Source organism: Bacillus velezensis (assembly GCF_001461825.1).
In the GTDB taxonomy this organism is placed as follows: domain Bacteria; phylum Bacillota; class Bacilli; order Bacillales; family Bacillaceae; genus Bacillus; species Bacillus velezensis.
On the sequence record NZ_LLZC01000019.1, the window covers coordinates 451,187 to 477,854 of the forward strand.

The following is a 26,668-nucleotide window of genomic DNA, read 5'->3' on the forward strand; positions in this document are numbered from 1 at the left end:
TCCGTATGAGCAGAAAGAGGCTTCGTGTTATGTCCGAATCTTATCTCTCAGCTCCTGCTGCAAGAATTAGCACCGTGCTTTATCAGTCGGTTGCCGGGCTTCATCGGGCTCGTCCCTCTGCCTGCTCTTGATAAGAATAATGATTTTATAAAGTATTTTGAATTATCGCATTGTTACCCTGATATGTCAATGCTTTTTCGGGTGAAAAGATTCAGTTTCCCGATCCGTTCCGCAGCTTCTTTAAGTCTTTCTTCACTTGTCAGAAGACCGACTCTTATATAGCCTTCCCCCCATTTTCCGAACCCGTTTCCGGCAGCGACCGCGACATCCGCTTTCTCGAGCAGCAAGTCTGAAAACGACTGTGACGTATAACCGTCAGGCACAGGGAGCCATGCAAAAAAGGAGCCCGCCGGAGCCGTCACATCCCAGCCGATATCGCGGCAGGCTTCAATCCATGCATTGCGTCTCGATTCATATCTGTCATTTTGCGCTGCGACGCATGCCTGATCCGCTAAAAGAGCGGCTGCCGCCGCCTGCTGCGCCGCGGGAAACAAACTGACAAACATATGATCCTGATAAAGGTTGATCGCTTCGATGACAGAAGCGTTTCCGACGGCAAATCCGACCCGCCAGCCCGCCATATTATAGGTTTTAGACAAGGTGTAGATTTCGATTCCCGTCTCTTTTGCGCCTTCGGTCTGCAAAAAGCTCAGCGGTTTATGCCCGTCAAAACCGACGGCTCCGTACGCGAAATCATGAACGACACAAATGCCGTTTTGTTCCGCAAAACCGACCGTCTCCTCGAAAAACGCCTCTGTCGCCACAGCGCCGGTCGGATTATTCGGATAATTGAGATACAGCAGCTTCGCCTCGCTCCGCACCTTTTCAGGAATTACGCTGTAATCAGGGAGAAACCCTCTTTCCTCCGTCAGCGGCATCATTTCCATTTTCGCTTTCGCAAGGGCGACGCCTGACCAGTAATCAGGATATCCGGGATCAGGCACCAGAATGGTATCTCCAGGGTTTAAAAGACATTGCGGAAGCTCAACAAGTCCCGCCTTGCCTCCGAACAGCACGGCGACTTCCGTTTCCGGATCAAGCGTGACCCCGTACTCCCTTTCATAAAATGCAGCGGCTGCTTTTTTGAAGCTGTAAGCGCCCCGGAATGATGAGTATTTATGATTTTCCGGCCTTTCGACGGCGCGCTTCATTTCTTCAACGATATGCTGAGGCGTCGGCTGATCAGGGTTTCCCTGCCCTAAATTGATGACGTCTCTGCCTTCTTTCAGCTTTTGATTCACTTTTTGCACCAATGATGCGAAAAATTGTTCCGGCAGCTGTTTGAGTACATCTGAGATTTCAAAGTTCATATTTTTCACCTTCTAAAAATGTCTTGAAATGATAGTCCATCATCATATATGGTTAAATAAAAAAAGTAAAGAGAAACTTGAGGTGTTAAAAAATGAAATGGACCGTTTCCTGTTTGCAATTTGATATTTCATACGGAAATCCTTCAGAAAACTTTAAAAAAGCAGAATCTTTGATTGAGCAAGAAAGCCGCCATGCGGATGTAATCGTGCTTCCTGAGTTGTGGACGACCGGCTATGATCTCACACGGCTAGATCAGCTTGCGGATGAAAACGGCAAAGTTTCGGAACAATGGCTTAAAGAAACGGCAAAAACATACAACGTACACCTCGTTGCCGGATCTTTTGCGGTCAAAGAAGGCGAAAATGTCTATAACACCATGTACATCGCCGATAACAGTGGACAGATCGTGAAGCGGTATCAGAAAGCACATCTGTTTCAGCTGATGGATGAACACCTTTACTTGTCAGCAGGAAACAGTGACGGTTCCTTTGAGCTTGACGGTGTCAAGTGCGCCGGGCTGATCTGCTATGATATCCGTTTCCCCGAATGGATCAGAAAGCATACGTCCCAGGGCGCGAATGTCCTGTTTATCTCTGCTGAATGGCCTCTGCCCCGCCTTGATCATTGGCGAAGCCTGCTTATCGCCAGAGCAATTGAAAACCAATGTTTTGTCGCAGCCTCTAACTGCACGGGGTCCAATCCCGATAATGAATTTGCCGGCCACAGCCTGATTATTGACCCGTGGGGCCGGATTTTAGCCGAAGGAGACCGGACGGAAGGCGCAGTCCGGGCGGAAATCGATGTGTCAGAAAGCGCGGCCGTTCGCGGAACCATTCCGGTTTTCCAAGACTTGCGGCGTGATTTATATTAATTTTCAAAAAAACGTTGACAAGAATATCCGGCACCTGCTAATATTTTCATCAACTGATTAATCCGAATTGTGATACAAATCAATATATTTTTCTCTTATCGAGAGTTGGGCGAGGGATTGGCCTTTTGACCCCAACAGCAACCGACCGTAATTCCATTGTGAAATGGGGCGCGTACATTTTGCGCCGAGACGATTGTCTCATAAGGCACGGTGCTAATTCCATCAGATGTTATCTGAGAGATAAGAGGCGGACTGCACTGTTTCAGCCTCCTTCTCTTTCAGAGAAGGAGGTTTTTTTTCGGGCGTATTCTCCGTCACGATCTCTTACTGCCACTACATAATTGGAGGGTAAATCCATGTCAGCAACTAAAACAAGTCTTTATGAACAATTAACAGAAAGCTCCGCCGCCGCGTTAGCCGTCAAGCTCGGCTTATTCCAAAGCAAAAGCACTCTGACATGCCGTGAAATCGGCGACGGCAATTTAAATTACGTCTTTCATGTTTACGATAAAGAAAACAAAAAAGGACTGATTATTAAACAGGCAATCCCTTACGCGAAAGTCGTCGGTGAAAGCTGGCCGCTTACCATTGACCGGGCGAGAATCGAAAGCAGCGCCCTCATCCGCCAGGGCGAACACGTGCCGCACCTCGTTCCGGCCGTTTACTATTCCGATACTGAAATGGCCGTCACGGTAATGGAAGACCTCTCCCATTTGCGGATTTCAAGAAAAGGGCTGCTGGAAGGGCAGCATTATCCGAACTTATCGGTTCATATCGGTGAATTTTTAGGGAAAACGCTTTTTTACTCATCCGATTATGCGCTTGATGCGAAAGTAAAGCAGCAGCTCGCAAAGCAGTTTACAAATCCTGAGCTTTGCAATATTACAGAAAGGCTTGTGTTTACAGAACCGTTTCTCGACCATGAGACAAACGATTTTGAAGAGGAGCTGCGCCCATACGCAGAAAAAGTTTGGAACAATTCCCGGCTGAAAGAAGGCGCTGACGAATTGAAAGCCATCTTTCTGAATTCCGCGGAAACATTGGTTCACGGCGATCTGCACACGGGAAGCATCTTCGCCGATGAACATGAAACAAAGGTGATTGATCCCGAGTTTGCTTTCTTCGGACCGATCGGGTTTGACATCGGCCAATTTATCGCCAATCTGCTGTTAAACGCCCTCAGCCGCGACGGTGACGACAGACAGCCGTTATATGACCACACCGCTGCCGTATGGGATACATTTGTGAAAACATTCAGTGAAGCATGGGAGAAAGACTGCTTGCCTTCCCGCAGACACCTGCTGGAAGACACACTGAAAAACGCGTTTGAGGAAGCGGTCGGTTTTGCGGGATGCGAATTGATCCGGCGCACGATCGGACTCGCCCATGTGGCTGACTTAGATGAAATCACTCCGTTTGACAAACGAATCGAACGGAAGAAGCTGGCGCTTGACATCGGCGCCTATTATATCGAAAACAGAAAAAAACTGAAGCATATCACCGAGGTTCTGGACCAATTTAAGCTCCGTGTAAAGGAATGATGCAGCATGACCAATGAATTTGCCATCCCCCGTTCTGTAGAATGGAAAGAAACCTACATCCGCATTTTAAATCAGCAAAAGCTTCCCGACGTCACTGAATATGTGGAACTTGAAACAAAGGAAGATGTATTCGACGCGATTGTCACGCTGAAAGTAAGGGGCGCCCCGGCCATCGGTATAACCGCGGCGTTCGGACTCGCGCTCTCCGCCAAGTCATTTGAAGCCCGCGACCTTTCAGATTTCCGACGTCAATTCGCGGATGTCAAAGCGTATTTAAACAGTTCGAGGCCCACTGCCGTCAACCTTGCGTGGGCGCTTGACAGACTTACGGATTCGATCAGGGATGCGATCTCAATCAATGAAGCGAAGACAACGCTCGTTCATGAAGCCATTCAAATTCAGATTGAGGATGAAGAAACATGCCGAATGATCGGCCAAAATGCTCTGCACCTTTTTAATAAAGGCGATCAGATCATGACCATCTGCAATGCGGGCTCGATTGCCACAAGCCGGTACGGTACGGCGCTTGCTCCCTTTTACTTAGCGAAACAAAAAGACCTCGGCCTTCATATCTACGCATGTGAAACAAGACCCGTTCTTCAAGGATCACGGCTGACGGCGTGGGAGCTGATGCAGGGCGGAATTGATGTCACGCTCATTACGGACAGCATGGCCGCCCATACAATGAAGGAAAAACATATTTCTGCGGTCATTGTCGGCGCTGACAGAATTGCAAAAAACGGTGATACGGCCAACAAAATCGGAACGTACGGCCTCGCTATTTTGGCAAACGCCTTTCAAATTCCGTTTTTTGTGGCCGCACCGCTTTCGACATTTGACTTGCAGATTGAAAACGGCGATCAGATTCCGATTGAAGAAAGAGATCCGGATGAAGTCAGACAGATCTCCGGCATACGCACCGCTCCCGAGGATGTTCCGGTCTTCAATCCGGCCTTTGACATCACACCGGGCAGCCTGATTTCCGGCATAATAACCGAGAAAGGAATTGTGACCGGTTCTTACACGGAAGAAATTGAACAATTATTCGCTGACTGCCAGCTGAGCTGAAAAACCGCTGATGATATTGCCTCAGGCAATGTCAGCGGTTTTTTTGTCTGCACAACGTAATCACTTCATCTTTTTGGGCGGCTGTAATGAGATGCATTTTAAAAAACAGCTCTGCATAACCGGCTATCTTTTGCGGACGGCTCACTTTCATCAGGCTTCGTCCTCCTTTTTCATCAGGGCAACTTTTTTCACTTAATAAAATGATATGTCGGACGCAAAAAAACGGAACGTGCCATACGCTTTATTTTTCTTTATAGGATATTTGTTCGATGTTCAGCAGCACCGCTTTTACATCCGTCTTCGTGCCCGCGTATCCCGTTAAGGCGCTGTTTTTGCCGATTACCCGATGGCACGGGATCAAAATCGGCAGCCGGTTTCGTTTATTGGCTTGTCCGATGGCGCGCACCGCTTTCGGTTTTCCGATCGCTTCAGCCATATCGCCGTAGCTTCGGGATTCCCCGTAAGGAATCATCGTCAGCGCGTTCCACACCCTTTCCTGAAAGGGTGTGCCTTTTTGTCTCAGAGGCAGAGAGAATTGCTTTCTTTCTCCTGAAAAATATGATGCCAGCTGCTGTTTCGCCTCCGACAGCAAAGCGGTTTCGCACGGCTTTACGCTGGGCGCGTCTTTCCGCCATTCCTCAAAATCTTCCCCGGTGAGAAACAGGCCGGTAATAAAGCTCTCTTCCTCTGTTACGATGACGGTTCCAAACGGCGCTCTTACACTTGTAAAACAGATCATTCCCCGCTTCTTCTTTCTTCCGTATTCTGCCGGATCGGAAGCGTCAAATGAAAAACGGTGCCCTTCCCTTCTTCACTTTCCACATGAATGCGGCCCTGATGCTCTTCGATGATTTTATAGCTGACCATGAGGCCGAGGCCCGTTCCCCTGTCTTTTGTCGTGTAAAATGGTTCACCCAGACGTTTTAATTTGTCTTCGGAAATGCCTGTTCCTTCATCTTGAATAGAAATCAAAATGTGGTCTTGATCAGAAGACTGAATGGTCACGTAGATATTGCCGCCGCCCGGCATGACTTCAATGGCGTTTTTTAAAATATTGATAAACACCTGTTTTAATTGATTCGGTTCACAGTAAATCGGCGGGATGTTTCCGGTCAGGTTCAGATGGATCTGCACATTGACAAGATTGGCCTGGGCATTCAAAAGATCAGCCGTGTCTTTCATAATCTGCGTCACGTCTTTTTCTTCATATAGTATCGCTTGGGGTTTCGCTAAAATTAAAAATTCAGTGATGATAGACTCGATGCGTTTTAATTCTGAGGTAATGACGTTAAAGTACAGAGAATATTCGCCTTCAATGCTTCCTTGAAGAAGCTGAATGAACCCTTTCAGCGCTGTCATCGGGTTTCTGATTTCGTGGGCGATGCCCGCCGCCAGCTCCCCTACAACATGAAGAGTATCGGATTTCCGCAGCCTCTCTTCAAGCTCTTTGGCCTCTGTGACATCTTTAAAGATGGCCAGATTCATATTTTGAATGATATTTCTTTTGAAGGAGAATTCCAGTTTGCGGCTGTCGCTGCTGCTTAACAGGAAGGGGATTTCATTATCCATTCCTTCTAAATCAATCTTTCTGGCGGGAACACCCGCGTTTTCAATATCAAATAAAGAAAGAATATCCGGAACGGTGTACGCTCTCAGCTCCTCATCCGGCATACCAAGTATACGGCTTGCGAGAGGATTCGCGTCAATAATGCGGAATTGGTTGTCAAATAAGACCTTGCCGTCCATTGAGCCGTTGAATACTTTTCTGAATTTCAGCTCGCTTTCCCGCAATTCTTTTTCCATCCGCTTACGATCGCTGACATTTCTTAAAATGGTTAAATGCTGACCTTCAAGTATGGTTCGTTTTGATGTGAATTCCAGCTCTTTAAATTGGCCGTTTGCCATCTGAAACAGCATTTCTTCACGGATTTCCCCGTATTTTTCATATTTCTTCTTAATCTGCTTGTATTTTTTCTGCGGATCAACGATAAACGTACATAAATTCGTCTCCACCAGCTTATCCATCGGCAGTTCGAAAATGCGGCACGCCGATTCGTTTGCTTTGGCAATCTTTCCGTCATCAGACCAAATGACAATCGCGTCCATGGCGTTTTCAAAAATTTCGCGGAATCGCTCTTCGCTTTTAAAGAGTTTCAATTCCATCAGCCGTTTCTCTGTTATGTCTCTCATAATGGACATGTAGAACCCGCTGATTAAGTTGGACGTAATCGTAAATTCAAACAGCTTCTCTTCGCCGGACCGAAGCTTGACGGGCAGTTCTCCTTTGGCGTTTCCTTTTCTGCGGAGGGTTTCCCAGATTTCTTTCAGATGCTTTTTGTTTTCTCCGTCGGTAAAATGGCGGAGCGACAGATGGGACAATTCATTCTGGCCGATCTCAAAGCTTTTGCAAAAAGAGAGGTTCGCATCAATAAACCCGCCGTCCTTATCAAACAGCACGATGCCGTCGACAGCCCTGTCAAACAAATCTTTAAACAGCTGCTCGTTCATGGAGAATTCGCGCTCTAATATTTTTTTAGAGGAGATATCCCTCATCACCACAAAAAAATAATCCTCCCCAATTCCGTCTCTGGCGAGGAATTCAATGTATTTCGTCGCGCCGCTGTCAAGCTTAATCGGCACCTCTTTCCACAGATGGCCTTTTTTTAAAAACTTTTTCACGGCCTTATTCAGTTCTTCCTGAGGCACGGAATATAAAAAATCCAGGACGGAGCGGTTAATGAGGTTCTCTGCCTCAATCTGCATCATCCGGGCCGCAGCCTCGTTCGCCTGGACGATTTTCATTTCCTTACGGCATATAAAAATGGCATCAAGCGTGTTATTCATAATCACGTGATACCGGTTCAAATCACTCTTCAGGCGGTCATTTTCCTCTTTCATCCGCTTCAGCTGCTCTTTCAGCGACTCGTTTGTTTGCAAATCCAGAGTTTCAGCCATTCAGTACACTCCTTCTTCAAAAACCTATCCTTCAATATTTCTACAAAATACCTCATCTTCCTTCATTCGCCCTATACATTTCAGAAAATTTCAATGATATGACAAGTTAAAGTCTTTTTCTACGATCCTTACCTCCCCGTTACATCATCCTAACAATCCCTTTTGTCCTCCTTCAATTTTTTGTTTTTTATTTTAAAATGAACACCAACAGGAAATAATCATGCAGTGGATGATTTTTGAAGAGAAGGTGATGCTATGACAAAATCGCGAGACAGTTACTTTGACAACGCCAAGTTTATCTTGATTTTTCTGGTGGTGTTCGGCCATATCCTCCGGTCATTTATTAACGGAAATGAGTTTATGCTCCATCTCTACAAATTCATTTATACTTTTCATATGCCGGCCTTTATCCTGGTTTCCGGCTATTTCGCAAAAAACTTTAAGCGGACAGGTTATGTGAAGAAGCTGGCTGTGAAGCTGATTATTCCGTACCTGATTTTTCAGGGCATTTACTCAGTTTTTTACTATTTGATTCAGGATGAAAGCATGGCAAGCGTCAATCCGATTGATCCGCAGTGGTCTCTCTGGTTTTTAGTCAGCTTATTCTTTTGGAATCTGCTGCTTTATCCCTTTACGAAGCTGCCGAAAATGTGGGCGCTTGGGGCGAGCTGCGGGCTTGCCGTCATGATCGGGTATCTTGATTTTATCAGCAGCACGCTGAGTCTTTCACGGACGTTTGTTTTTCTTCCGATGTTTCTCGTCGGGTTTTATTTAAAGAAACAGCACTTTGATTTGCTTCGGGCTAAAAGAGGCAGGCAGATTGCCGCGGGCGTGCTGGGGATTGTTTTCCTGTTATGCTGGTGCATTGACTTTGATTACTCGTGGCTGTTCGGATCGGAGCCTTATTCCACATTCGGCACAGTGTCGCTGTTGAGCGGTCTGTCGCGCATCGGCTGGTATGTTTTGGCCTTTGCCGCCACTTTCAGCTTTTTGGCGCTCGTTCCGCAAAAGCGTTATTTCTTTACGAAATGGGGGACGAGAACGTTTTACGTATATCTGCTGCATGGATTCATTATAAAAACGCTGCGGCAGATCGGGCTTGAAGATCACTTGTCTGATTATCAGAATTTAGTCATACTCTTAATGTTAACGGCCGCTCTTACGTCCATTCTCTCCAGCAATGCGGTGAAAACGGCCGCACAGCCGTTTATTGAGCTGCGGATAACCGGCTTGCTTGAAGCGGTGAAAGGAACAAGAAACGGTGCTTATTCGAAATAATGCAAAATACCTCTTAAGCGTTGCCGCCTAAGAGGTATTTTTTATTTTTTGCCGTCTTCTTTTTTCTTTGGCTTCGTCTGTTCAAGCGTTTCAATCCATTTTCCGGCGTTATAATCACCGAGCTCGCTTGCAAACTCTTCTTCAAGCAATTTAGGGTCCATCGGCTTTTTATGGTTTTGCATGTCTTTGCTGTGGCGGTTTTTTTTCGTCATGTTACTCGCCTCCTTGTTTGCCGTGTTTTGATTTGCGGTTTGCGCCTCTCAGTCCGGGATCACCGTCATATTGTGTTTTGTATGCATCTTTGTCCATGCTCTCAGTCGGTGTGTTGTTATTGGTTAAAGCTTCATTCTTTGCTGCTTTGCGTTTCATTTGATTTCCTCCTTCTGTCAGCAAATCTGTTTTGAATTCATCAAGCATTTTTTTCAAGTCGCGCACTGTCACGTTTTTGGCCTCATCAATGAGTTCATAGCCGATCTGTCCGTTCGGCTCAAGCAGCACATATTTAAAATCTTGAATGTCTCCGAGGCCTTCCTGTCTGATCCTCATTGACAGCTGATCTTCGGTAAAACGCATTTTTATTAAGTTTTCCGGGATGATTTTTCCGTTTCTGACAACGGCGACGGTTTTTCCTGAAAATAAAAACTCAAAAAAGCTTGATTTGATTTCTAAATATTCCATCAGGATTAACACCGCAATAAAAATCGCCGCCGCGAAAATGGTTTCCCATAAATTATGTTCAATAAACGGCTGAATAATAATCGAGCCGATCGAAATCATGATGACTGTCTGGGTCACCGACAGCTGGCTGATTGATTTCCGTCCGGCAATCCGCAATAAAAAGGTACCGACCGCTATCATAACTACCGACTTCCAAAATACGGCAAACAATGACGTCACCTCTTTACAAGTAGAATCTCCAAAGAAACTGTTTCCACTCATCCATTTTACGGCAATAAAAAACACCGCTTTCTGAAAAGCGGTGTCAGCCGATAATCATTCTTTCCTTCGGATAGTGATAATTTGCTTCGATTTCTTTTCGGCCGATCAAATAAAGGAATGTCAAAATGCCGATCCGGCCGATAAACATGACAATCATGATCACGCATTTTCCGATATCGCTTAAATGCGGAGTAATCCCGAGCGACAGGCCGGTCGTTCCGAAAGCGGAACACACTTCAAAAAGCAGTCCGAGCAGCGTCTGATTTTTCTCCGTCACGGCCAGAATCAGCGTCGATCCGAACACGAGCAGAATCGCCATCATCGTAACGACCAGCGACTTCATGACATCAGCCTGGTGAAGCTCGCGTTTAAAGACCTTGACCGCTTTATTCCCCCGGGCAAAATGAAACAGAGCAAGAAGGTTAAGCGCAAACGTCGTCGTACGGATTCCGCCGCCGACCGAGCTCGGTGATGCGCCGATAAACATGAGGGCACAGATGAAAAATAATGTCGGCGCCGACAGCTGGCTGATATCAATTGTCGCAAGCCCGCCGCTTCGCGTAGCGGTTGATTGAAAGAGACATAAAAATAAAACATCATGCCAGCTTTTCCCCTTCATGACATGGCTTGCTTCAAGTGCGTAAATGCCCACGGCTCCGAACAAAACGAGCATTCCGAACGTAACGGTCGTAATTTTCGTAAACAGCGTGAATGAGTATCTGCGCTGTTTTGAAAACAAAAAGTCCTTTACTTCAACGAGCACCGGAAAACCGATCGCACCGAAAATAATCAGAAGCATCGTAATAAACTGCACGAAATAGTCATGTCTGAACGGGACGAGTGAATTTCCCGTAATATCAAAACCGCCGTTTGTCGTGGCGCTGACGCTCGCAAAGAATCCGTGCAAGTACGCCTGTTCAAACGAATCATAATACGTTAAAAAATATGTTCCTAAGATGATGCCGCCTAAAAACTCGATTAATAAAATCAAAAACAGCACTTGCTTCATCAGGTTGACGATACCGGAAAACTGCGATTGATTCTGATCCACCATGATGAGCTTCCGTTCCCGCAGACCGATCCGTTTGCCCATAATGAGCCAGACGAATGTTCCGAGCGTCATGATGCCGATTCCGCCGAATTGAAGCACGAAAGCCAAAATGACAATCCCGGCCGTGCTGAATGTATCAGCCGTGTTGACGACCGTTAAACCGGTGACACTGACTGAGCTGACAGCCGTAAACAGCGCGTCTATAAACGACCAGCTGGCCCCTTGTTTGTGGGCGGCCGGCAGACTTAGCAAAATAAATGCCACCGTCACAGCAAGAAAATAATATAATGCAATCAGCTGTGCTGGCGACAAGATCTGTATGAATTTCTTCAGTTTTAATTTCATAAGATAGTTCCTTCTGCCTCTCAAATGTAGTACGTAATTATTCTAATGATATTGGGAGAATTTTTAAAGGTCTTTTTAGAAAGATTTTTCATTACCTTATGTAATTTGCCGATCTTTAAACAAAAAACCTCTGAAACGATTGTCAGAGGTTTTGTTGATTATTTTGCTTCCAGCCTGCGAATGCGCTCATCGAGATCAGGGTGTGTGGAGAACAATGACGAATGCTTTTTGCCGTTAATTTTTAACGTCTGCACTGCCGTCTGGTCTTCTTCATTCACATGTCCTGTATAAGACTTCAGCGTACGCAGGGCGTGAATCATTTTATCCTTGCCGGCAAGGTCTGCACCGCCGCGGTCAGCGTGAAACTCTCTGTGGCGCGAGTAGGCGAAGACGACAAGACTGCCGAGAATGGAAAAGATAATCTGAAACACGATCATCGCGATAAAATGCACGACCGGTGCGAGGTCTTCTTTGACAAAGCGGCTTGCAACCCATGCCGCGATTCGGGAAAGGAATACGACGAACGTATTGACGATTCCCTGCAGCAGCGTCATCGTGACCATATCACCGTTTGTGATGTGTGCGACTTCATGGGCAAGAACCCCTTCCACCGCAGCATCATCCATCTGCTGCAATAAACCTGAAGAAACCGCGACAAGCGAACGGCGCTTAGAAGGCCCGGTCGCAAAAGCATTGACCTCCGGGGAATGATAAATGCCGACTTCAGGCATTTTCGTCATCCCTGCGGCACGGGACAATCTGTGCACACGGTCAACCAATTGCTGTTCTTCATAGCTGAGCGACTGTTTCTTCGGATTTAACACCCGGACGCCCATCATCGTTTTGGCCATCCATCTGGACATTCCGAGAGAAATAAAAGAACCGACAAAACCGACGACAAGACTGAACACGAGCAATGCCATCAGATCAATGCGGCCATTTTGTATATACGAGCCGACACCGGTAACGCTTGTAATAATCGTAAGCACAATTCCGATTGTCGTAATGACCAAAAGGTTCGTTAAAATAAACAGAAATATTCTTTTCGCCATAATTACCTCCGTCTTTTTTAAGATCAAAAGAACTTATTTACTTAAATTATAAATGATCTGTTTGAAAATGCAACAATTTCGACGTATGATGTTAATGTAATTCTCAGTGATATTAAAAAGTGAACACGTAATCAATCAGAGGTGAACCATGAACACGTTTAAACTGACCCGAACTGATATGGTCCGGCTTCTTTACGCGTTAAAAGGCCAAGGAGACGCAACTCCTCTCCAAATCTTATTGCACTCAGCGGATATGACCTTGGATGAAGCGGAAAGCCGTCTGCATATCCCTGAATTTCTGACGAGATTCGAACGAAAAAAAGAGAAAAAGGAATACGGGCTTTCAACTAACGAGATTGTCGAGCTGGGAAATCTGTGCGAGCTGACGTCTTTAAAATCAACCGCCGTCCAAAACTGGGTGAAGCGCGATATTAAAGATTTAATCGGCCACCCCTTACTCGGCAAAAAATATACAATTGAACAAGCTGTCATCCTTCTCATTGTACGTGATTTAAAATCAATTTATGACTTCGAACATATACGCGGCATATTAAAAATCGCTTTTAACACGATCACAGACAGATCAGACGACGTCATCAGCCCGATCAGCTACTATGAAAGCTGCGCCCAAGTGATTGATTATCTTCATCATAAGGCAAACCCGCCGATGAAGGAAACGAGCCTGCAGGAGCTCGTCGAAGAGCAGACGGACAAGCTCAAAGGCTGCTTTAAAGAACTCGGAAGCGGACAATGGAACAATATCAGATCCATAATCGCCGTCACGGTGCTCTCCGTTTTGACTTTCCATATTCAAGCCTCGGCCTACAAAATGATCAGCCATTTATTATAATTCATAACGCTTCTTCGCCCCGGTGTCTGCGCCGGGGTTTTTTTGCTGTACAACAATTGCCAGCATAATCAATACCGTTCCGTTTGAAACTAAAATGCGAAAACACATCTTGCCAGAGAAAAGGAGATGAAAAAGATGGCGAGCAGAAATAAACTCTTAGTTCCAGGGGCTGAGCAGGCACTTGACCAATTTAAATACGAAGTGGCTCAAGAATTCGGCGTGAACCTTAGCTCTGATACAGCAGCACGCGCAAACGGCTCTGTAGGCGGGGAAATGACAAAACGTCTTGTACAGCAGGCTCAATCACAATTAAACGGGAAAAATCAATAATGCAGCTTATTCGCCGGGACTTCTCGGCGAATTTTGATATTTATCGGCATTCTCCTTTCCGTGTCGGTAGCCGTTCGGATTCCTTCGGTCTGACGAATCTTCATGATGCCGATAGGATTCCCAATGTTCATTGCGATCATGATTCCAGTAATGATTGTAATACTTTTGCTTAGGCTCTTTGTCATTTCCGTTTTCCTGAGGATTTTGTGTTGGGGGCTGCTCTGTTTCCCCATCTTGTTCCTTCTGTGTGTTTTCCTCTGATCCGGAAGCTGCATTTTTTTCGGTTTGCTGATTGCCGTCCTGACTGTCCGGCTTCGCTTCTTCCGTACCGGGCGTTGTTTCATTGTTTCCCGGCTTCTCTGCTGCCTTTTCTTCATCAGGAGCTGTCTTTTCATCAGCCGCCGGCTTGTCTGTGTCCGGCTGCTCGCTTTGATCAGCGTCTGTTTCGGTATCTTTTTGATCTGTTTCATTGCCGTCGGTTTGCTTTTCAGGCTGTTTTTCTTCTGTTTTCTTTTCGTTTCTTCTTATGTAGCTGCCTGTTGACATCCCTTCCTGTTTTGCTTTTTCTCTTGTTTCCATATCAGATTCAAGCGATTGGACCTGGTAGGTGCCCTTATATTTTTCAGTCATGTCGGCCAGCTGTTTTTTAACGCCTTTTTTATATGTATTGTCATCTGTATTTTCATAAACCGTGGAAATTAAAATCTCTTTTGATTCCTTTACATATCCATGCTTGCTGCAATCGGTAATAATATTACTGATGACTTCCTTAAAATCGCTGCTTTTCCAATCTCCGATGTCACTGATGACCTGTTTGGCGTCATGGTTCAGCGGTGTCAGTTCAATGACTTCATATTTGCTGTTTAAAGCCATTTCAATACTGGGATTAATGTCAAGCGTCATATACGCGTAAGCTTTGTTATCCGAAAAAACCGGGAGCAAAATTAAAATAAACAAAATAATAGCAGTCATCGTAAACACTCCCAATTTAAAAGGGCGCAGTTTCAGAAAATCAAAAAAGCTGGCCCTTCTTCCCATACGCGTTTCGCCTTCGAACGTAATTTCCTCTCCGATTTCACAAGTGCGGTGATCATTTTTTGTTTTTAAAAATTGTCCGTCAGGGGTTAGCAACGTGACGAATTTTTTATTTTTCTCTACTATGATCCCTCTTCTCATGAGTGCAACACCCCTTTAAGATAATCTTTTAAATAAATATAATCACCGGTAATAATAATACTCATGGCGATGATATATTTTCGGTTCCGTTCGATCGTTTTTCTGCTGACCGACACGAGCTGCTCCAGCTGTTTGACAGGAAGCTGTTTTTTCTGGTGCAAAATGGACGCCAGCTCTTCATTTTCAACAAGCGTGTAGGCTACCTTAATCGCATTCTGCCTCGCATCTGTATGCTTCGGCGATTGTTCCAGCAGCTCTTTAAAAGACAGCCCGTATTCTTTGAGCTGCTTCTGAAAAAAAAGAATTTCTTCCCGGCGCTGTTCCTGTTCTATTTGTTTGCGGTATTCATCAATGGAAAGCTCCGCTTCGATAAGGCTCTGCGAAGATTCCTGGTCGTCGCCTTCCTGCACATCCATATTGATATGCTGAGCGGTTCTTGCTTCTTTTCTGATATAGTCTATCACTTTTCTTTTTATAATCAGCTCTGCAAATGCAAGCAGCGAATTACCTTTTTCAGCCGAATACTTTTCAATGGCTTCGTTAAACGCGATCAGCCCGATGCTGAATTCGTCGTCTTTTTCATCTATATATCGTTTACAAACGGATGAAACCGTCTTCGCGATAAAAGGCTTATATTGCTGTATTAAATCGTTCTGCAGATCTTTGTCGCCTTTTTGTATTTTTTCAACAGATGTTTCAAGCGTTTGCTTCTTTTTTCCCAATTTAAACAAAAGGCTAAGCACTGGTTTCACCTCAGTTCCTCCCTATAACTACTCATAATCATAGCTAATTTAGTAGGGATTCGCAAAGGAAGAAAAAGAGAAATCGATTTCATTTGTCTCAATTATGACAAGCCAATAAGACGTACTATACATGATTTCGTGCCCCCATGCAGAATTAAGGGGGTTTTCTCTGTGTTTTTTGTAACAATGCTGTTATAAAATTGTTATCATATGTCTTAAATGTAAGCGTTTCAAACAAAAAAAGGGAACCTGCTTTTTAAAAAGCCAGACTCCCTTTTTGATCATTTTACGCGTGTTCCCTTTTTTCCGATTCCGCGCCAGACTCTATTTGTTTTGCTCCTGACATAAACCATCCGCAAACCGCGATGGCAGCCAGAACCGCCCAGAAAATGATTTTCCAGGCCGCCGAATGGATGACATCTGCCGGAATTATACCGAGTTCCTCATGGGCCAATGTATAAAGAGCGAGCTTTACGCCTACCCATCCGACAATCACAAATGCCGCCGTTTCAAGGCCCGGCCTGGTTTTCAGTAAGGATACGAACATTGATGCCGCAAAACGCATAATGATTAAACCGATTACGCCGCCGGCTAAAATAACGAGAAACTGACCGCCGTCCAAGCCGCCGATGGCAGGAAGCTGAGTTCCCGGGAGCGTTACGGCAAGCGCGACCGCCGCTAAAATGGAGTCAACGGCAAAAGCGATGTCCGCGAGCTCCACTTTCAAGACAGTCTGCCAAAACCCGCTTTCTTTCTGCGTTTTCTGACCGGCGTTATCTTTAAATACATACCGCTTCAGCAAATGGCTGACCGCAATGTAAAACAGATATAAAGCGCCGACGGCCTGGACCTGCCAAACATTCACCAGAAAAGAAATGGCGAACAGCGACCCGAAACGCAAAATAAATGCACCCGCCAATCCGTAAAATAAAGCCTTCTTCCTTTGTTTTTCAGGAAGATGCTTCACCATCACAGCCATCACCAGCGCGTTATCCGCCGCCAAAATCCCTTCCAGCCCGATTAAAACGAGAAGAACCCATCCATACTCCAATAATAATGCAAAGTCCAATCCATTCCCTCCGTTTCTTTTTTCTATCATCCGAGCTTATACCGGCGGTTTTTTACGCAAAAAAGACCTTTGCCGATATAAGGCAAAGGTCTTGCTAGACATGAATGATTGGCATGCCAACAAAGCCGATGGATATGATCCATGAATTGACGACTTTGTTTCCGGAATATCCGGACGCTACTCCCCTTTGGGATTTCAAGAAATATTTGTTTATACGCTCATGATAAAGCCTGTTTCATCATTTGTCAACGCTTAACTTTTTTAACAAATTGAGAAATTTTTTCTGTTTTGGCCCGCTGTTTTCTTCTCTTTAAAAACATCCAAAGAATGAGAAGCAACACAATGAATATACCGAGCGGCAGCATATATTGATCGAGAATGGAACCGACGCTTTTCCAATTTTCCCCGAGTTTCATTCCGAGGTATACGTAAGCAAATGTAATCGGCAGCATCGCCGCATATGTATATAGAGAGAACACCCAGACATTCATCTTCGCAATGCCGCACGGCAAAGAAATCAGCGTCCTGACCCCCGGTATAAAACGGCCGCTGAACGCGACCAAACCTCCGTGCTTCTGAAAGAAATCATCTGATTTCTGCAGGGATTCGGGTTTTATCCATATATACTTTCCATATTTCAGCAAAAACGGCCGACCGCCCAGCCTGCCGATTCCATATAAGACAAGCGGACCTGAAACACCGCCGAGCGAACCGGCAAACACGGTCCCGGCAAGCGTCATATCCCCTTTTGAGACCCAATAGCCCGCAAGCGGAAGAACAATTTCCGCCGGGATGAATTCTATACTGAGCGCCAAAAAAATCCCGGCGTAAGATAAGCTTTTAAACGCCTCTATTATTGATATGATGAAATCTTCGATGATCTATCACTCCCGGCTTACGTCTATATTCCGAAACTTAAGAATGATTTTAACACAAAACCTTGAGGCTGAAATATCTTTTAGACATGCCCCGTTATAAATGTGAGTCGTTTCAGATCGGTATAGCGGGAGGGAATGACATGAGCAATACAACGTCCCGCCTGTCTCCTGATTGCTTGTCTGGCGGCGTTTACATCACTGAAGATCTCCGGAAAAGTTACCCTTCGCGGGAAGCGGCGGCTGACCGCGGATTCAGCATATGGGCATTGCGTTTTGCCGGGATCTTTTCCATCACCGGATCTGTTTTTATGGGAGCGGGAAATTCTCTCAGGCATTACATGGGAATGCGTGGGCATTTCCCGGGGAATGATTTTGTATAATCTTTTTGATTACCACTGATGATTTTCAGGGACTTCAGCGCTTTAAAGAACTTACCGATTCACTGATTGTAAATAGAGAATTCATTTGCTTTTCAGCCGACCATTGCCGCCTGAGGAAATGGAACAGCCGCTCCATGAAGCGCCGCAACACCCATAAGTTGCTACACATGGAACGGACCCGTTTATCCACAATAAAGACAAAAAGGAGTTTTTATTCATGCACACGATGTGGAAGGGTTCGATCAGTTTCGGTCTCGTCAATATCCCGGTCAAGCTCTTTGCGGCCACTGAAGATAAAGATATAAAATTCCGCAGTCTTCATAAAGAAGACCATGCGCCGATTAAATACGAAAAAATCTGCACCGGATGTGAAAAAAGTCTGGAACCTGACGAAATCGTGAAAGGCTATGAGTATGTAAAAGGGAAATACGTCATTATGACAGACGAAGACTTGAAAGACGTAAAACAGGAACATGAAGAAAAAGCGGTTGAGATTGTTGACTTTGTCCAGCTGCAGGAAATTGATCCGATTTATTTTAACCGGTCGTATTATGTCGGGCCGGGAGATAACGGCACAAAAGCCTATACACTTCTGCGGGAAGCGCTGAGAACGACGGGTAAAATCGGGATTGCCTCCATTACGATCCGCTCTAAACAGCAGCTTGCGATTCTTCGCGTGTATGACAACTGCATCGTGATGGAATCCATTCATTATCCGGATGAAGTCAGAAATGCCGGACATGTGCCGGGCGTTCCCGAGCAGACAGCCGTTAATGAAAAAGAGCTGCAGACGGCGATTACGTTAATTAATGAACTGACAACCGAGTTTGACCCGGAACAATACGAAGACACATACCGGAAAGCCCTTCTCGCTAAAATTAACGATAAGCTCGAACATGAAGAAGCGGGCGTGACACCGGCTGCTGCCGGTCCGCGCGAAGATGTCATCGATCTTGTCAGCGCGCTTCAGGCAAGCATTGACCGGACGAAGCGGCCGGATCGCGAACAGGCTGCACCGGCGCGGACAAAAGACGCCGCGTCAGCAGGCGGCGGAGGCAAAAAGCAAAAGACGACCAGACAAAAAGCCGGAACATCTTAATCATGGTGCTGACGATGCAGCCGATTTTGACCTCTGTACCGCCTGAAGGCAGTGAGTGGCGCTATGAGGTAAAGTATGACGGATTCCGCTGTCTTCTCCGCATAGACGAAAGCGGCGTTACATTAACCAGCAGAAACGGACAGACGCTGACGAATCAATTTCCAGAAATCACGGCTTTTGCGGCCCGGTGTTTTCAGCACATGAAAGACAGGTTCCCCATTACGCTTGACGGAGAGCTTGTCTATTTAATCAATCCGTACAGAGCGGACTTTGAGCATCTTCAAATCCGCGGACGTTTAAAACGGACGGAAGCAATTGAAAGCACCGCTGATAGACGGCCGTGCCGCTTTCTGGCATTTGATCTCCTCGTTCTGGAAGGCGCCGGCACCGTCTCATTACCGTATGTGAAACGGAAGCGCGCCCTTTCCAAACTGTTTAAAGAAGCAAATCTTCCCGCCTGCCCTCATCACTTAGCGGAAGAAGCGATTCAATACATTCCGGAGCACACTGATTTTGATGCGCTTTGGGACAAGGTCGTCCGCCATGACGGAGAAGGTATCGTAGCAAAAAGGGCTTCCAGCGGCTGGGCGGAAAATAAACGCTCTCCCGACTGGCAAAAGTATAAACATATGAAAACGGCTCACGTGCTATTAACCGGATTCAATCCGAAGAACGGGTATGTGACGGCCTCGGTATTAAAAGACGGCACCGCCATCCCGATCGCTTCCGTTTCCCACGGCATGCAGGCGGAAGAAAAAAACGCCGTCAGAACCATTATGGAGACCCACGGAAAAAAACAAAAAAGCGGCGAGTATACACTTGAGCCTTCTATCTGCATGACCGTGCAGTATTTAACCATATTGCAGGACACGCTGCGTGAAGTATCTTTTGTGTCTTTTCAGTTTGAAATGGATTGGACGGAATGCACGTATCAGCAGCTCATCCTCCGCTCTAAAACGCTGCCGCCGAAGCTGCAGTTCACAAGCCTGGATAAGATCGTTTTTAAAAAACGTGAAAAAACGAAAGCAGATTTCCTTAGTTATATGGTGAAAATGAGCGATTTTCTTATGCCCTTTCTTAAAGATCGGGCCGTCACGGTGATCCGTTATCCGCACGGCGCGCCTGGCGAATCTTTTTTTCAAAAAAACAAACCGGACTACACGCCGGACTTTGTCTCAAGCGTGTTTGACGGGAGCCACGAGCACATCGTATGCAGCAGCATACCGTCACTTCTATGGCTGGCTAATCAGCTGGCGCTTGAATTTCACGTTCCGTTTCAGACAGTGCATTCTGAAAGGCCCGCAGAAATCGTCATTGATCTTGATCCTCCGTCAAGGAATGATTTTCCTATGGCAGTGGAGGCTGCGCATGTGCTGAAACAGCTGTTTGACTCATTCAGCATTACGTCATTCCCGAAGCTCTCCGGAAATAAAGGCATTCAGCTCTACATCCCGCTTTCACCGGAAGCATTCACCTATGAAGAAACCCGTGCGTTCACAATGCTCATCGCCGATTATTGCGTCAGGACGCGCCCGGATCTTTTTACGACAGAGCGGTTTATCAAAAACCGAAACGGCAGGCTCTACCTAGATTACTTGCAGCATGCCGAAGGGAAAACCATTATCGCCCCCTATTCGACCCGGGGCAACGAATTGGGAACGGTTGCGGCTCCCCTTTATTGGAGCGAAGTCAACTCCTCTTTAACACCTGATGATTATACGATCGATACAGTAGTGAACCGCGTCAGGACAGAGGGAGATCCGTTTTATGATTTTTACCGGAATCCGCAGGACGGCCCGCTTTCAATCGTGCTTGAGCAAATCAAGAGAAAGAGCTGACGCTTTTTGTCAGCTCTTTTCAGTCTGATACGTGCACATCAATTTTTCTTTGGAAATAAATAAATAGCAGGAGTAAGGAATGTTTTTGAGGGTGAGCTGTTTTGCAGTAAAGTATAAAATCGGAATATGGGCCGCTTTCTTAAACAGCCTGTAGCAGCCGCTGGACGGTTTTATCACATCAAAACCGAGTCTCGCCGCTCCTTTATGAAGCATTGTAATGCCGACGACTCCCTTAATCTCGTCTTTCCGTTTATGCTGGTTAATATAATCCGCTAAATGAGGCATGGATTGATATACCTTCTGATATAGCATAATCCCCCTTCTGACCGCGCTTTCAATAGGCTGCAGCTCTTTCAGGAGTTTGACATTATGAAGATGAATCTTAACTAACACGTCGTTTTTTTTAATTCTGGTTCCGTCGCTCAGGATGACTTCTTTTCCTTTATATCTTGTCAAACGGACGCGGAATACATTCGATTGCCGTTTATCAATCAGCGTCAGCCGGGTAAAGAAGAAATAAAGCGGATCAAGTAAGTACCATATAGACAGCAGACAGCTTCTCACATGTTCACCTTCTTTATATTCAAAGCACCCTCATATTTTGGCATGGGGCATGTCACATTATGATTGGTAAATAATGATGCCGACCTGTATCAGCTTATGCAAAAACCGCTTCAGGCTCTACTGTCCGGAACAGAAAAAAACACTCTTCCTGAAGAAGAGTGTCTGTATCCGCTTTCTTTTAACGGAAAAGCAAATGCTGGCTGTGAATTCCCGCTTTTTTCAGTAAGGCTATCAGCTGTTCCTGTTCTTCAGGCATAAGTCCTGAAAACGCTCTCGCAATTCTCAATGAATGAATCGGATAAATTTTATCCAAATACTCGTTTCCTTTATCAGTTAAATGGGCGTAAACAGACCGTTTGTCCTTCGGGTCTTGTTCTCTGACCAAAAACCCGTTTCTTTCAAGCTTGTCGATGACATAGGTGACATTCCCGCTGACAAGCAAAAGACGCGACCCGATTTGCTGAAGCTTTTGCGGTCCTCTCGTATAGAGCAGCTCCAAAACGGCAAATTCAGTCGGATTAAAACCGTGTTCTTTACTGTCGCGGATGCTGTGTTCAGACACACTCTTGAAAGCCCTTGCAAAAACTTTGTACAAATTCATCGAACGCATCACTTCTTCTTCGTTAAATGATAATCTCATCATATCTACCCCGTATTTAAGATTTTTATAAAAAAATAATGTAAACCCTTACAATTCATAAGAGTCGTTCTTTGTTTTATATTCTATTCGTGCCGTTTTTCAGAATTCCTTCTTTTTTATATAAAAAAATACCCTTATACATCATTTAATTTGTATAAGGGTTCCGTTCTTTATAGGGAATGTTCCGAAAAAAATACGCGTATTCCTTTCTCAGCTCCGTAATTGTCATGGAATTGAGTATTTCTTTCGTATAGACTCCGATCTGAAGAAGCTTTTTGGAATAATGGTTTCTCTCTTTGTCCAATGCATTTTGAAGCAAACGACTCATGGCGGCCTCCTTTGTTTTCCGTTATTCTATGATCAGAATAACGCTTTTATATCAAAGACGTATAAAGCCATTGTAAATCTTCTGTGGATTATGATGTTTTTCGGTAAAGTCCGTTCTGGACGGCTCTGAGCAGCGGAAAAGCATGTTCCCCGGCAAGCTGCATGAACGCCTCCAGCATTTCATCGCGTTTCATATCTAATTCAATGATTTCTTTTGCCAGCGAAACCGCTTTTTCTTTCTCCATTCCTATCCTTCCTCCTCATTGTGTCTGTACAGTAAGCATAAAACGGGGCAAAGGACCATGCATTAACCTTGTCAATTTTTCTGCCGCTTTTTTTCTAAAATTTTCTATTCCGCGTCAGAAAACCTGACAAGCGTCAGGTTTTTTCTCTTTTTTTCTTATATAATATGAGTAAAAGACATCCAGGGGTGGAAAAATGACGACAGACGAACAATCTTACAAAGATAAAAAAGTAATCTCGATCGGCATTGTAAGCGAATTAACCGGATTGTCAGTCAGACAGATCAGATACTATGAAGAACGGAAATTAATCTACCCGCAGCGTTCATCACGGGGAACGAGAAAGTATTCCTTCGCGGACGTTGAGCGGCTGATGGATATTGCCAACAAGCGGGAAGACGGCGTGCAGACGGCTGAGATTTTAAAAGACATGCGAAAAAAAGAACAGGCTCTCAAAAACGACCCGCAGCTCCGCAAAAAAATGCTGGAAGGACAGCTTAATGCTCATTTTAAGTATAAAAACCGCTGATCAAAAAAGTCCGCCTCCTGTGAGACGGACTTTTTTTATAAAGCATGAAGAAATGCAGTTGCAATGCCGAAATAAATTAATAAGGACAAAATATCGTTCAGCGTCGTAATCAGCGGTCCTGATGCAATCGCCGGGTCAATGTTCAGTTTATGAAGAATAATAGGGACAATCGTTCCGGCCATCGTACCGATAATCAACGTTGCAAGCAGCGATGAACCGACGACAAAACCGAGCGTTAAGTCTTTCTGCCAGACGGTTGCGACAATCGTAATCGCGATCGCACAGACGATGCCGATATAGATACCGGTTCTTAATTCACGGAAAATCAGTTTAAAGATGGTTTTTTTATTCATTTCTTCTTTAGCCAGTCCTCTGATGACGACGGCGAGTGACTGTGTGCCTGTATTACCCGTTGTTCCCGCAATCATCGGCATGAAAAATGCGAGGGCGACTACTTTTTGCAATGTATCTTCAAAATAATTCAGAATGCTTCCGGAAATCAATCCGATAAACAAAAGCAGAATGAGCCACGGCAAACGGCGGTACGCCGCAACGTACGCTTTCGTATCAAATGTAATCGCCTTACCGGAGGCTGCGAATTTTTCGTAATCTTCATCGGCTTCTTTAATCACGACGTCAATAATATCATCGACAGTGACAATACCGACAAGCACATGATTTTCTTCCACGATCGGAATGGCTAAAAAGTCATACCGCTGGATCAGCCGGGCGACTTCTTCCTGATCTTGGAGCACCCCGGCCGAGATGACACGCGTAAACATGAGATCCTGCACTTTATCCTCAGGCTCGCCAAGAATTAAATCTCTGTAAGAGAGCACTCCGACAAGCTGCTTGCTGTCATTAATCACGTACAAATAATTTATTGATTCTGCGATTTCTGCAAAGCTTTTCAGCTTCACGACCGCATCTTTTACTGTATAATGCTGCGGAATCCAGACGAAGCGGTTCGTCATCATCCGGCCCGCCGATTCTTGCGGATAGTTCATCAAAAGCTGTACGGCCTTTGATTCCTCAGCTTCCATGCTGGATAAAAGCTGTTCTTTCAGTTCTTCATCCATCTCTTCCAGCAATGCGGCGAGATCGTCGTTATCCATTTTATTCATTGCGAGAGTGGCTTTCGTTTTACCGACTTTATGCAAAACGGCAAGCTGAAATTCCCGCTCAAGCTCTCCGATCATGTCGGTGATGTCATCAACCGTCATATATGACAGATAGCGGGCCCGGTGCTTTTCCGGCATTTCTTTAAACAAAAATGCCATGTCATAGGGCTGAAGCTCATCTATCATGTTTCGGAATTCTTTTATTTTTCCGTCCCGCAATAAAATGATAATGCGTAATATGAGTTCGTCATAGGTCATGTTTTGGACCATCGGGACTCGTACCTCCTTTACGGAGACGCGCCGTCCGTCAAGGGAAGTGCGGCGGTTTGTCTCCTCATCATGTCGTCACTGGTTATCTGGCTGTATATGGGTACTTCTTCTGACATACTCGAATGGGGAGAATCCATACTCCGCACCTCCTTATCATGCTCAGTCGTGTACGTTTTGAGGCATAAAAAAAACCTTCCGATATGAAGGCGAAAACAAGCACGGCAAATAAACGTGCGGGGCCTCCAATCGTAGAGCTTTAGCACTGTATGGCATAGGACAGCCATCCAGCTGCGTTAAGAATCACCTTATGTCGATGATTCCTGTTGACCCATTGGCGTCTTTGGACATTTTTGGGCAGCAGCGTATCTCCATACAGGAGCCTCACCTAACGAAGTTCTTATTTGAATTGACACACTGAGATTACAGAAAAAAAAGGAATGTGTCAACCTTAAATTTGTGATTTCAGCACATGCCTATAAAATAAACGGAATAAAGGCATAAAGCCCTTATTCCGGCAAATCGCTTTCATCCTCTTCTGAAAGGAAATGATAGGATTCATGCAGCATGAGCGCGTACTCCCCTTCTTTTGTCGGATGCGGTACATACTCAGCCTCGTTGATATACTGCTCTTCCCTTTTCTTCATATGACAGACCTCCTGTTCAATTTTAGATTGTCCAAAAGAAGACCCGTTATCATAGGAAAAAAAATCACTTGCGGAGCGGGACATGCAGCTATATTTTTCGGATCGTGAAAAAGTTCCTAAGCAGCCACGGGCCCGGTTTGAAACCGAGCGTTAATTGCCACGCGCCGATCGCCTGCAGTCCGAACTCCCGAACGAGAACCATTTTTTCACTCATGCTCCGCACATCCTCAAACCACACTTCATGCGTTCTTCCATTTTCATCAGTATACCGGAAGTAAGGGGAACGCTCCTGCTGGGAATAACGAATCACTGATTGATGCTTCATGGCCGTTTCCATGGCGCGCTGGTTGGAGATGGCGGATCCGATCGTTCCGGGACGGTACGGAATCACCCAATCATACCCGTACAGCGGAACACCGAGAATCACTTTTCTTCTCGGCACCCTGCTGATGGCAAAATTGATCGTTTGCCTGACCTCTGTCAAAGGCGCCACGGGTCCCGGCTCACTGCCGGCGTGGTGCCAGTCGTACGCCATAATGAACATATAATCGACGACGGCTCCGATTCCGCCGTAATCATATCCCCTCAGCCACGGCACTGCATCACTTGTTTTCGCCGGAACCGATATCGTTAACGCGAGCTGATGCTCTGAAAGCCGGGTTTTTAACTGCCGGAGAAATCCTGTGAAGAGGTCCCTGTCAGCTTCTCTGACCCGTTCAAAATCGATATTTACACCGCCGTATCCCTTTCTTACGGTTAAGGAGACGATATTGTTGACGAGATTCGTTCGTGCCGTCGGATTTTGCAGCACTTGATGGGCTAATTCCGGACTGAATCCCCCTTCTGTCAGATTTGTAATAACGGCAAGCGGGCGCACTCTGTTCTGCCATGTGGTTTCTATTGCGGTTCTGTCGTTTAAATCGTTAATGATATCTCCGTTCGGGCCAAAATGATATTCAAACAAAGAAATCGCCGAAGAATACGGCGCAAAATCATTAATTAACTCTCTATCCGCTTCAGGCGTCCGAATGACATAAAATTGCAGGGTTCCCGCAAGATAGTTAGAGATATCAGGGATCTTCACTTTCATACCCGCCCGCAGCCGGTTCGGCGGAATATCCGGGTTTGCCTGCATCAGCTGCATCTGCGGCACATAAGCCTTACCTGCGATAACGGCATACGTATCATTCGGCTGAACCGTATATTCATTAAGAGGGATTAAAAGCGCCTGCCCCGGAACGATATTCGTTTCCTCAAGCCCGTTGACGCTTCTGATGCTGTCAACAGGGTATCCGTACTTTCTGCTGATGGAAAATAACGAGTCGCCAGACTGCACTGTATGAACAAACATAGATGTCCTCCGTTTCCTTTTGATCAAAAGGGCTCTTCTTATCTTTATGAATGATCATCCGGTCCGATTCCAAACTCTGTTTGGAGAAAGGCTGTTTACAAATCAGACATGATCAACTATGATGATGTCATCATAAAAAACTGTAT

At 45.5% G+C, this 26,668-nt stretch carries 28 protein-coding genes and 3 riboswitches; of the genes, 10 read left to right on the top strand and 18 right to left on the bottom strand.

From position 1 onward, the window contains the following. Positions 1–37: 37 nt before the first annotated feature. A riboswitch (SAM riboswitch) is annotated at positions 38–137 on the bottom strand. 36 nt (positions 138–173) lie between these two features. Next, a complete protein-coding gene (locus AR442_RS12735) occupies positions 174–1,370 on the bottom strand; it encodes a pyridoxal phosphate-dependent aminotransferase (protein ID WP_014417575.1) in 1,197 nt (398 codons plus the stop codon). Between the two features lie 92 nt (positions 1,371–1,462). Between AR442_RS12735 and AR442_RS12740 the strand changes: the two genes are divergently transcribed. The 3 genes from AR442_RS12740 to mtnA all read left to right on the top strand — a co-directional run bounded on the left by AR442_RS12740 (position 1,463) and on the right by mtnA (position 4,851). Then, positions 1,463–2,242, top strand: coding sequence for a carbon-nitrogen family hydrolase (locus tag AR442_RS12740; protein ID WP_003154702.1), 780 nt, complete (start codon positions 1,463–1,465; stop codon positions 2,240–2,242). Positions 2,243–2,334: 92 nt separating this feature from the next. Then, positions 2,335–2,489, top strand: a riboswitch (SAM riboswitch). A 109-nt stretch (positions 2,490–2,598) separates the two neighbouring features. Beyond that, positions 2,599–3,783: an S-methyl-5-thioribose kinase gene (gene mtnK / locus AR442_RS12745; protein ID WP_014417574.1), complete on the top strand. Its 1,185-nt coding sequence runs from the start codon at positions 2,599–2,601 to the stop codon at positions 3,781–3,783. A gap of 6 nt (positions 3,784–3,789) precedes the next feature. Further along, complete coding sequence (gene mtnA / locus AR442_RS12750; protein ID WP_014417573.1) at positions 3,790–4,851, top strand: S-methyl-5-thioribose-1-phosphate isomerase; 1,062 nt, start codon at positions 3,790–3,792, stop codon at positions 4,849–4,851. A gap of 241 nt (positions 4,852–5,092) precedes the next feature. Here mtnA and AR442_RS12755 read toward each other — a convergent pair whose 3' ends face one another. Beyond that, positions 5,093–5,590 carry a methylated-DNA--[protein]-cysteine S-methyltransferase gene (locus AR442_RS12755; protein ID WP_014417572.1) on the bottom strand — a complete coding sequence of 166 codons (498 nt, stop codon included), beginning with the start codon at positions 5,588–5,590 and terminating at the stop codon, positions 5,093–5,095. Continuing rightward, positions 5,587–7,806 carry a PAS domain-containing sensor histidine kinase gene (locus AR442_RS12760; protein ID WP_014417571.1) on the bottom strand — a complete coding sequence of 740 codons (2,220 nt, stop codon included), beginning with the start codon at positions 7,804–7,806 and terminating at the stop codon, positions 5,587–5,589. Before AR442_RS12760 ends, AR442_RS12755 begins: the two co-directional genes overlap by 4 nt. Before the next feature lie 255 nt (positions 7,807–8,061). Here AR442_RS12760 and AR442_RS12765 point away from each other — a divergent pair, with 255 nt between their 5' ends. Further along, positions 8,062–9,084 carry an acyltransferase family protein gene (locus AR442_RS12765; protein WP_014417570.1) on the top strand — a complete coding sequence of 341 codons (1,023 nt, stop codon included), beginning with the start codon at positions 8,062–8,064 and terminating at the stop codon, positions 9,082–9,084. A gap of 41 nt (positions 9,085–9,125) precedes the next feature. Here the strand turns inward: AR442_RS12765 and AR442_RS20335 are convergent, their stop codons facing one another. From AR442_RS20335 to htpX, 4 genes are all read right to left on the bottom strand, one after another. Further along, on the bottom strand, positions 9,126–9,296 hold the full coding sequence (locus AR442_RS20335) for a hypothetical protein (protein ID WP_014417569.1): 171 nt from the start codon (positions 9,294–9,296) through the stop codon (positions 9,126–9,128). Between the two features lies 1 nt (position 9,297). Further along, the gene (locus AR442_RS12770; protein ID WP_014417568.1) at positions 9,298–9,972 is read right to left on the bottom strand and encodes a DUF421 domain-containing protein; all 675 of its coding nucleotides are present in this window, start codon (positions 9,970–9,972) and stop codon (positions 9,298–9,300) included. Between the two features lie 94 nt (positions 9,973–10,066). Further along, complete coding sequence (locus AR442_RS12775; RefSeq protein WP_007408478.1) at positions 10,067–11,419, bottom strand: TrkH family potassium uptake protein; 1,353 nt, start codon at positions 11,417–11,419, stop codon at positions 10,067–10,069. A gap of 158 nt (positions 11,420–11,577) precedes the next feature. Further along, positions 11,578–12,471, bottom strand: coding sequence for a protease HtpX (gene htpX / locus AR442_RS12780; RefSeq protein WP_007407207.1), 894 nt, complete (start codon positions 12,469–12,471; stop codon positions 11,578–11,580). A 148-nt stretch (positions 12,472–12,619) separates the two neighbouring features. Between htpX and AR442_RS12785 the strand changes: the two genes are divergently transcribed. Together AR442_RS12785 and AR442_RS12790 are read left to right on the top strand one after the other, a co-directional pair. After that, a complete protein-coding gene (locus AR442_RS12785; RefSeq protein WP_014417567.1) occupies positions 12,620–13,321 on the top strand; it encodes a DUF1836 domain-containing protein in 702 nt (233 codons plus the stop codon). 135 nt (positions 13,322–13,456) lie between these two features. Continuing rightward, on the top strand, positions 13,457–13,651 hold the full coding sequence (locus tag AR442_RS12790) for an alpha/beta-type small acid-soluble spore protein (protein WP_003154717.1): 195 nt from the start codon (positions 13,457–13,459) through the stop codon (positions 13,649–13,651). Positions 13,652–13,657: 6 nt separating this feature from the next. Here AR442_RS12790 and AR442_RS12795 read toward each other — a convergent pair whose 3' ends face one another. The 4 genes from AR442_RS12795 to AR442_RS12810 all read right to left on the bottom strand — a co-directional run bounded on the left by AR442_RS12795 (position 13,658) and on the right by AR442_RS12810 (position 17,520). Next, the gene (locus AR442_RS12795; RefSeq protein ID WP_014417566.1) at positions 13,658–14,827 is read right to left on the bottom strand and encodes an anti-sigma factor domain-containing protein; all 1,170 of its coding nucleotides are present in this window, start codon (positions 14,825–14,827) and stop codon (positions 13,658–13,660) included. Next, complete coding sequence (sigI, locus tag AR442_RS12800) at positions 14,824–15,579, bottom strand: RNA polymerase sigma factor SigI (protein ID WP_003154719.1); 756 nt, start codon at positions 15,577–15,579, stop codon at positions 14,824–14,826. Before sigI ends, AR442_RS12795 begins: the two co-directional genes overlap by 4 nt. Positions 15,580–15,856: 277 nt before the next feature. Beyond that, on the bottom strand, positions 15,857–16,639 hold the full coding sequence (locus tag AR442_RS12805) for a TerC family protein (protein WP_014417565.1): 783 nt from the start codon (positions 16,637–16,639) through the stop codon (positions 15,857–15,859). 245 nt (positions 16,640–16,884) lie between these two features. Continuing rightward, positions 16,885–17,520, bottom strand: a complete 636-nt coding sequence (locus tag AR442_RS12810) for a DedA family protein (protein ID WP_369878818.1) — start codon at positions 17,518–17,520, stop codon at positions 16,885–16,887. Positions 17,521–17,657: 137 nt separating this feature from the next. On the opposite strand from AR442_RS12810, the gene AR442_RS12815 reads away from it, so the two are divergent. From AR442_RS12815 to AR442_RS12825, 3 genes are all read left to right on the top strand, one after another. Continuing rightward, complete coding sequence (locus tag AR442_RS12815; protein WP_032863779.1) at positions 17,658–17,897, top strand: hypothetical protein; 240 nt, start codon at positions 17,658–17,660, stop codon at positions 17,895–17,897. A gap of 217 nt (positions 17,898–18,114) precedes the next feature. Continuing rightward, entirely contained in the window at positions 18,115–18,996 is an 882-nt protein-coding gene (ku, locus tag AR442_RS12820; protein ID WP_007610913.1) for a non-homologous end joining protein Ku, read from the top strand. Between the two features lie 2 nt (positions 18,997–18,998). Continuing rightward, positions 18,999–20,834 (top strand): DNA ligase D, encoded by a 1,836-nt coding sequence (locus AR442_RS12825; protein ID WP_053285012.1) that lies wholly within the window; start codon positions 18,999–19,001, stop codon positions 20,832–20,834. Positions 20,835–20,843: 9 nt separating this feature from the next. On the opposite strand, the gene AR442_RS12830 is transcribed toward AR442_RS12825, so the two are convergent. The 4 genes from AR442_RS12830 to AR442_RS20340 form a co-directional block, all read right to left on the bottom strand. After that, complete coding sequence (locus tag AR442_RS12830; RefSeq protein ID WP_007407215.1) at positions 20,844–21,398, bottom strand: YkoP family protein; 555 nt, start codon at positions 21,396–21,398, stop codon at positions 20,844–20,846. A gap of 178 nt (positions 21,399–21,576) precedes the next feature. Next, the gene (locus tag AR442_RS12835; RefSeq protein ID WP_007610911.1) at positions 21,577–22,041 is read right to left on the bottom strand and encodes a MarR family winged helix-turn-helix transcriptional regulator; all 465 of its coding nucleotides are present in this window, start codon (positions 22,039–22,041) and stop codon (positions 21,577–21,579) included. Between the two features lie 142 nt (positions 22,042–22,183). Continuing rightward, the gene (fbpA, locus tag AR442_RS12840) at positions 22,184–22,366 is read right to left on the bottom strand and encodes a Fur-regulated basic protein FbpA (RefSeq protein ID WP_003154731.1); all 183 of its coding nucleotides are present in this window, start codon (positions 22,364–22,366) and stop codon (positions 22,184–22,186) included. An 88-nt stretch (positions 22,367–22,454) separates the two neighbouring features. Next, on the bottom strand, positions 22,455–22,610 hold the full coding sequence (locus tag AR442_RS20340) for a hypothetical protein (RefSeq protein WP_003154733.1): 156 nt from the start codon (positions 22,608–22,610) through the stop codon (positions 22,455–22,457). Between the two features lie 193 nt (positions 22,611–22,803). Between AR442_RS20340 and AR442_RS12845 the strand changes: the two genes are divergently transcribed. Next, positions 22,804–23,136: a MerR family transcriptional regulator gene (locus AR442_RS12845; protein WP_003154734.1), complete on the top strand. Its 333-nt coding sequence runs from the start codon at positions 22,804–22,806 to the stop codon at positions 23,134–23,136. 35 nt (positions 23,137–23,171) lie between these two features. On the opposite strand, the gene mgtE is transcribed toward AR442_RS12845, so the two are convergent. The 3 genes from mgtE to AR442_RS12855 form a co-directional block, all read right to left on the bottom strand. Further along, on the bottom strand, positions 23,172–24,527 hold the full coding sequence (gene mgtE, locus AR442_RS12850) for a magnesium transporter (protein WP_012117400.1): 1,356 nt from the start codon (positions 24,525–24,527) through the stop codon (positions 23,172–23,174). Positions 24,528–24,761: 234 nt separating this feature from the next. Next, positions 24,762–24,927: riboswitch (M-box (ykoK) riboswitch) on the bottom strand. Positions 24,928–25,033: 106 nt separating this feature from the next. Then, entirely contained in the window at positions 25,034–25,171 is a 138-nt protein-coding gene (locus AR442_RS20475; RefSeq protein WP_003154740.1) for a transcriptional regulator SplA domain-containing protein, read from the bottom strand. An 88-nt stretch (positions 25,172–25,259) separates the two neighbouring features. After that, on the bottom strand, positions 25,260–26,522 hold the full coding sequence (locus AR442_RS12855) for a glycoside hydrolase family 18 protein (protein WP_007407217.1): 1,263 nt from the start codon (positions 26,520–26,522) through the stop codon (positions 25,260–25,262). Positions 26,523–26,668 lie beyond the last annotated feature (146 nt).

Excerpts from the sequence above, each read along its gene's own strand:
- AR442_RS12735 (WP_014417575.1), bottom strand. The coding sequence starts at position 1,370 with ATGAACTTTGAAATCTCAGATGTACTCAAACAGCTGCCGGAACAATTT.
- AR442_RS12740 (WP_003154702.1), top strand. The coding sequence starts at position 1,463 with ATGAAATGGACCGTTTCCTGTTTGCAATTTGATATTTCATACGGAAAT.
- mtnK (WP_014417574.1), top strand. The coding sequence starts at position 2,599 with ATGTCAGCAACTAAAACAAGTCTTTATGAACAATTAACAGAAAGCTCC.
- mtnA (WP_014417573.1), top strand. The coding sequence starts at position 3,790 with ATGACCAATGAATTTGCCATCCCCCGTTCTGTAGAATGGAAAGAAACC.
- AR442_RS12755 (WP_014417572.1), bottom strand. The coding sequence starts at position 5,590 with ATGATCTGTTTTACAAGTGTAAGAGCGCCGTTTGGAACCGTCATCGTA.
- AR442_RS12760 (WP_014417571.1), bottom strand. The coding sequence starts at position 7,806 with ATGGCTGAAACTCTGGATTTGCAAACAAACGAGTCGCTGAAAGAGCAG.
- AR442_RS12765 (WP_014417570.1), top strand. The coding sequence starts at position 8,062 with ATGACAAAATCGCGAGACAGTTACTTTGACAACGCCAAGTTTATCTTG.
- AR442_RS20335 (WP_014417569.1), bottom strand. The coding sequence starts at position 9,296 with ATGACGAAAAAAAACCGCCACAGCAAAGACATGCAAAACCATAAAAAG.
- AR442_RS12775 (WP_007408478.1), bottom strand. The coding sequence starts at position 11,419 with ATGAAATTAAAACTGAAGAAATTCATACAGATCTTGTCGCCAGCACAG.
- htpX (WP_007407207.1), bottom strand. The coding sequence starts at position 12,471 with ATGGCGAAAAGAATATTTCTGTTTATTTTAACGAACCTTTTGGTCATT.
- AR442_RS12785 (WP_014417567.1), top strand. The coding sequence starts at position 12,620 with ATGAACACGTTTAAACTGACCCGAACTGATATGGTCCGGCTTCTTTAC.
- AR442_RS12790 (WP_003154717.1), top strand. The coding sequence starts at position 13,457 with ATGGCGAGCAGAAATAAACTCTTAGTTCCAGGGGCTGAGCAGGCACTT.
- AR442_RS12795 (WP_014417566.1), bottom strand. The coding sequence starts at position 14,827 with ATGAGAAGAGGGATCATAGTAGAGAAAAATAAAAAATTCGTCACGTTG.
- AR442_RS12815 (WP_032863779.1), top strand. The coding sequence starts at position 17,658 with ATGAGCAATACAACGTCCCGCCTGTCTCCTGATTGCTTGTCTGGCGGC.
- ku (WP_007610913.1), top strand. The coding sequence starts at position 18,115 with ATGCACACGATGTGGAAGGGTTCGATCAGTTTCGGTCTCGTCAATATC.
- AR442_RS12825 (WP_053285012.1), top strand. The coding sequence starts at position 18,999 with ATGGTGCTGACGATGCAGCCGATTTTGACCTCTGTACCGCCTGAAGGC.
- AR442_RS12835 (WP_007610911.1), bottom strand. The coding sequence starts at position 22,041 with ATGATGAGATTATCATTTAACGAAGAAGAAGTGATGCGTTCGATGAAT.
- fbpA (WP_003154731.1), bottom strand. The coding sequence starts at position 22,366 with ATGAGTCGTTTGCTTCAAAATGCATTGGACAAAGAGAGAAACCATTAT.
- AR442_RS20340 (WP_003154733.1), bottom strand. The coding sequence starts at position 22,610 with ATGGAGAAAGAAAAAGCGGTTTCGCTGGCAAAAGAAATCATTGAATTA.
- AR442_RS12845 (WP_003154734.1), top strand. The coding sequence starts at position 22,804 with ATGACGACAGACGAACAATCTTACAAAGATAAAAAAGTAATCTCGATC.
- mgtE (WP_012117400.1), bottom strand. The coding sequence starts at position 24,527 with ATGGTCCAAAACATGACCTATGACGAACTCATATTACGCATTATCATT.
- AR442_RS20475 (WP_003154740.1), bottom strand. The coding sequence starts at position 25,171 with ATGAAGAAAAGGGAAGAGCAGTATATCAACGAGGCTGAGTATGTACCG.
- AR442_RS12855 (WP_007407217.1), bottom strand. The coding sequence starts at position 26,522 with ATGTTTGTTCATACAGTGCAGTCTGGCGACTCGTTATTTTCCATCAGC.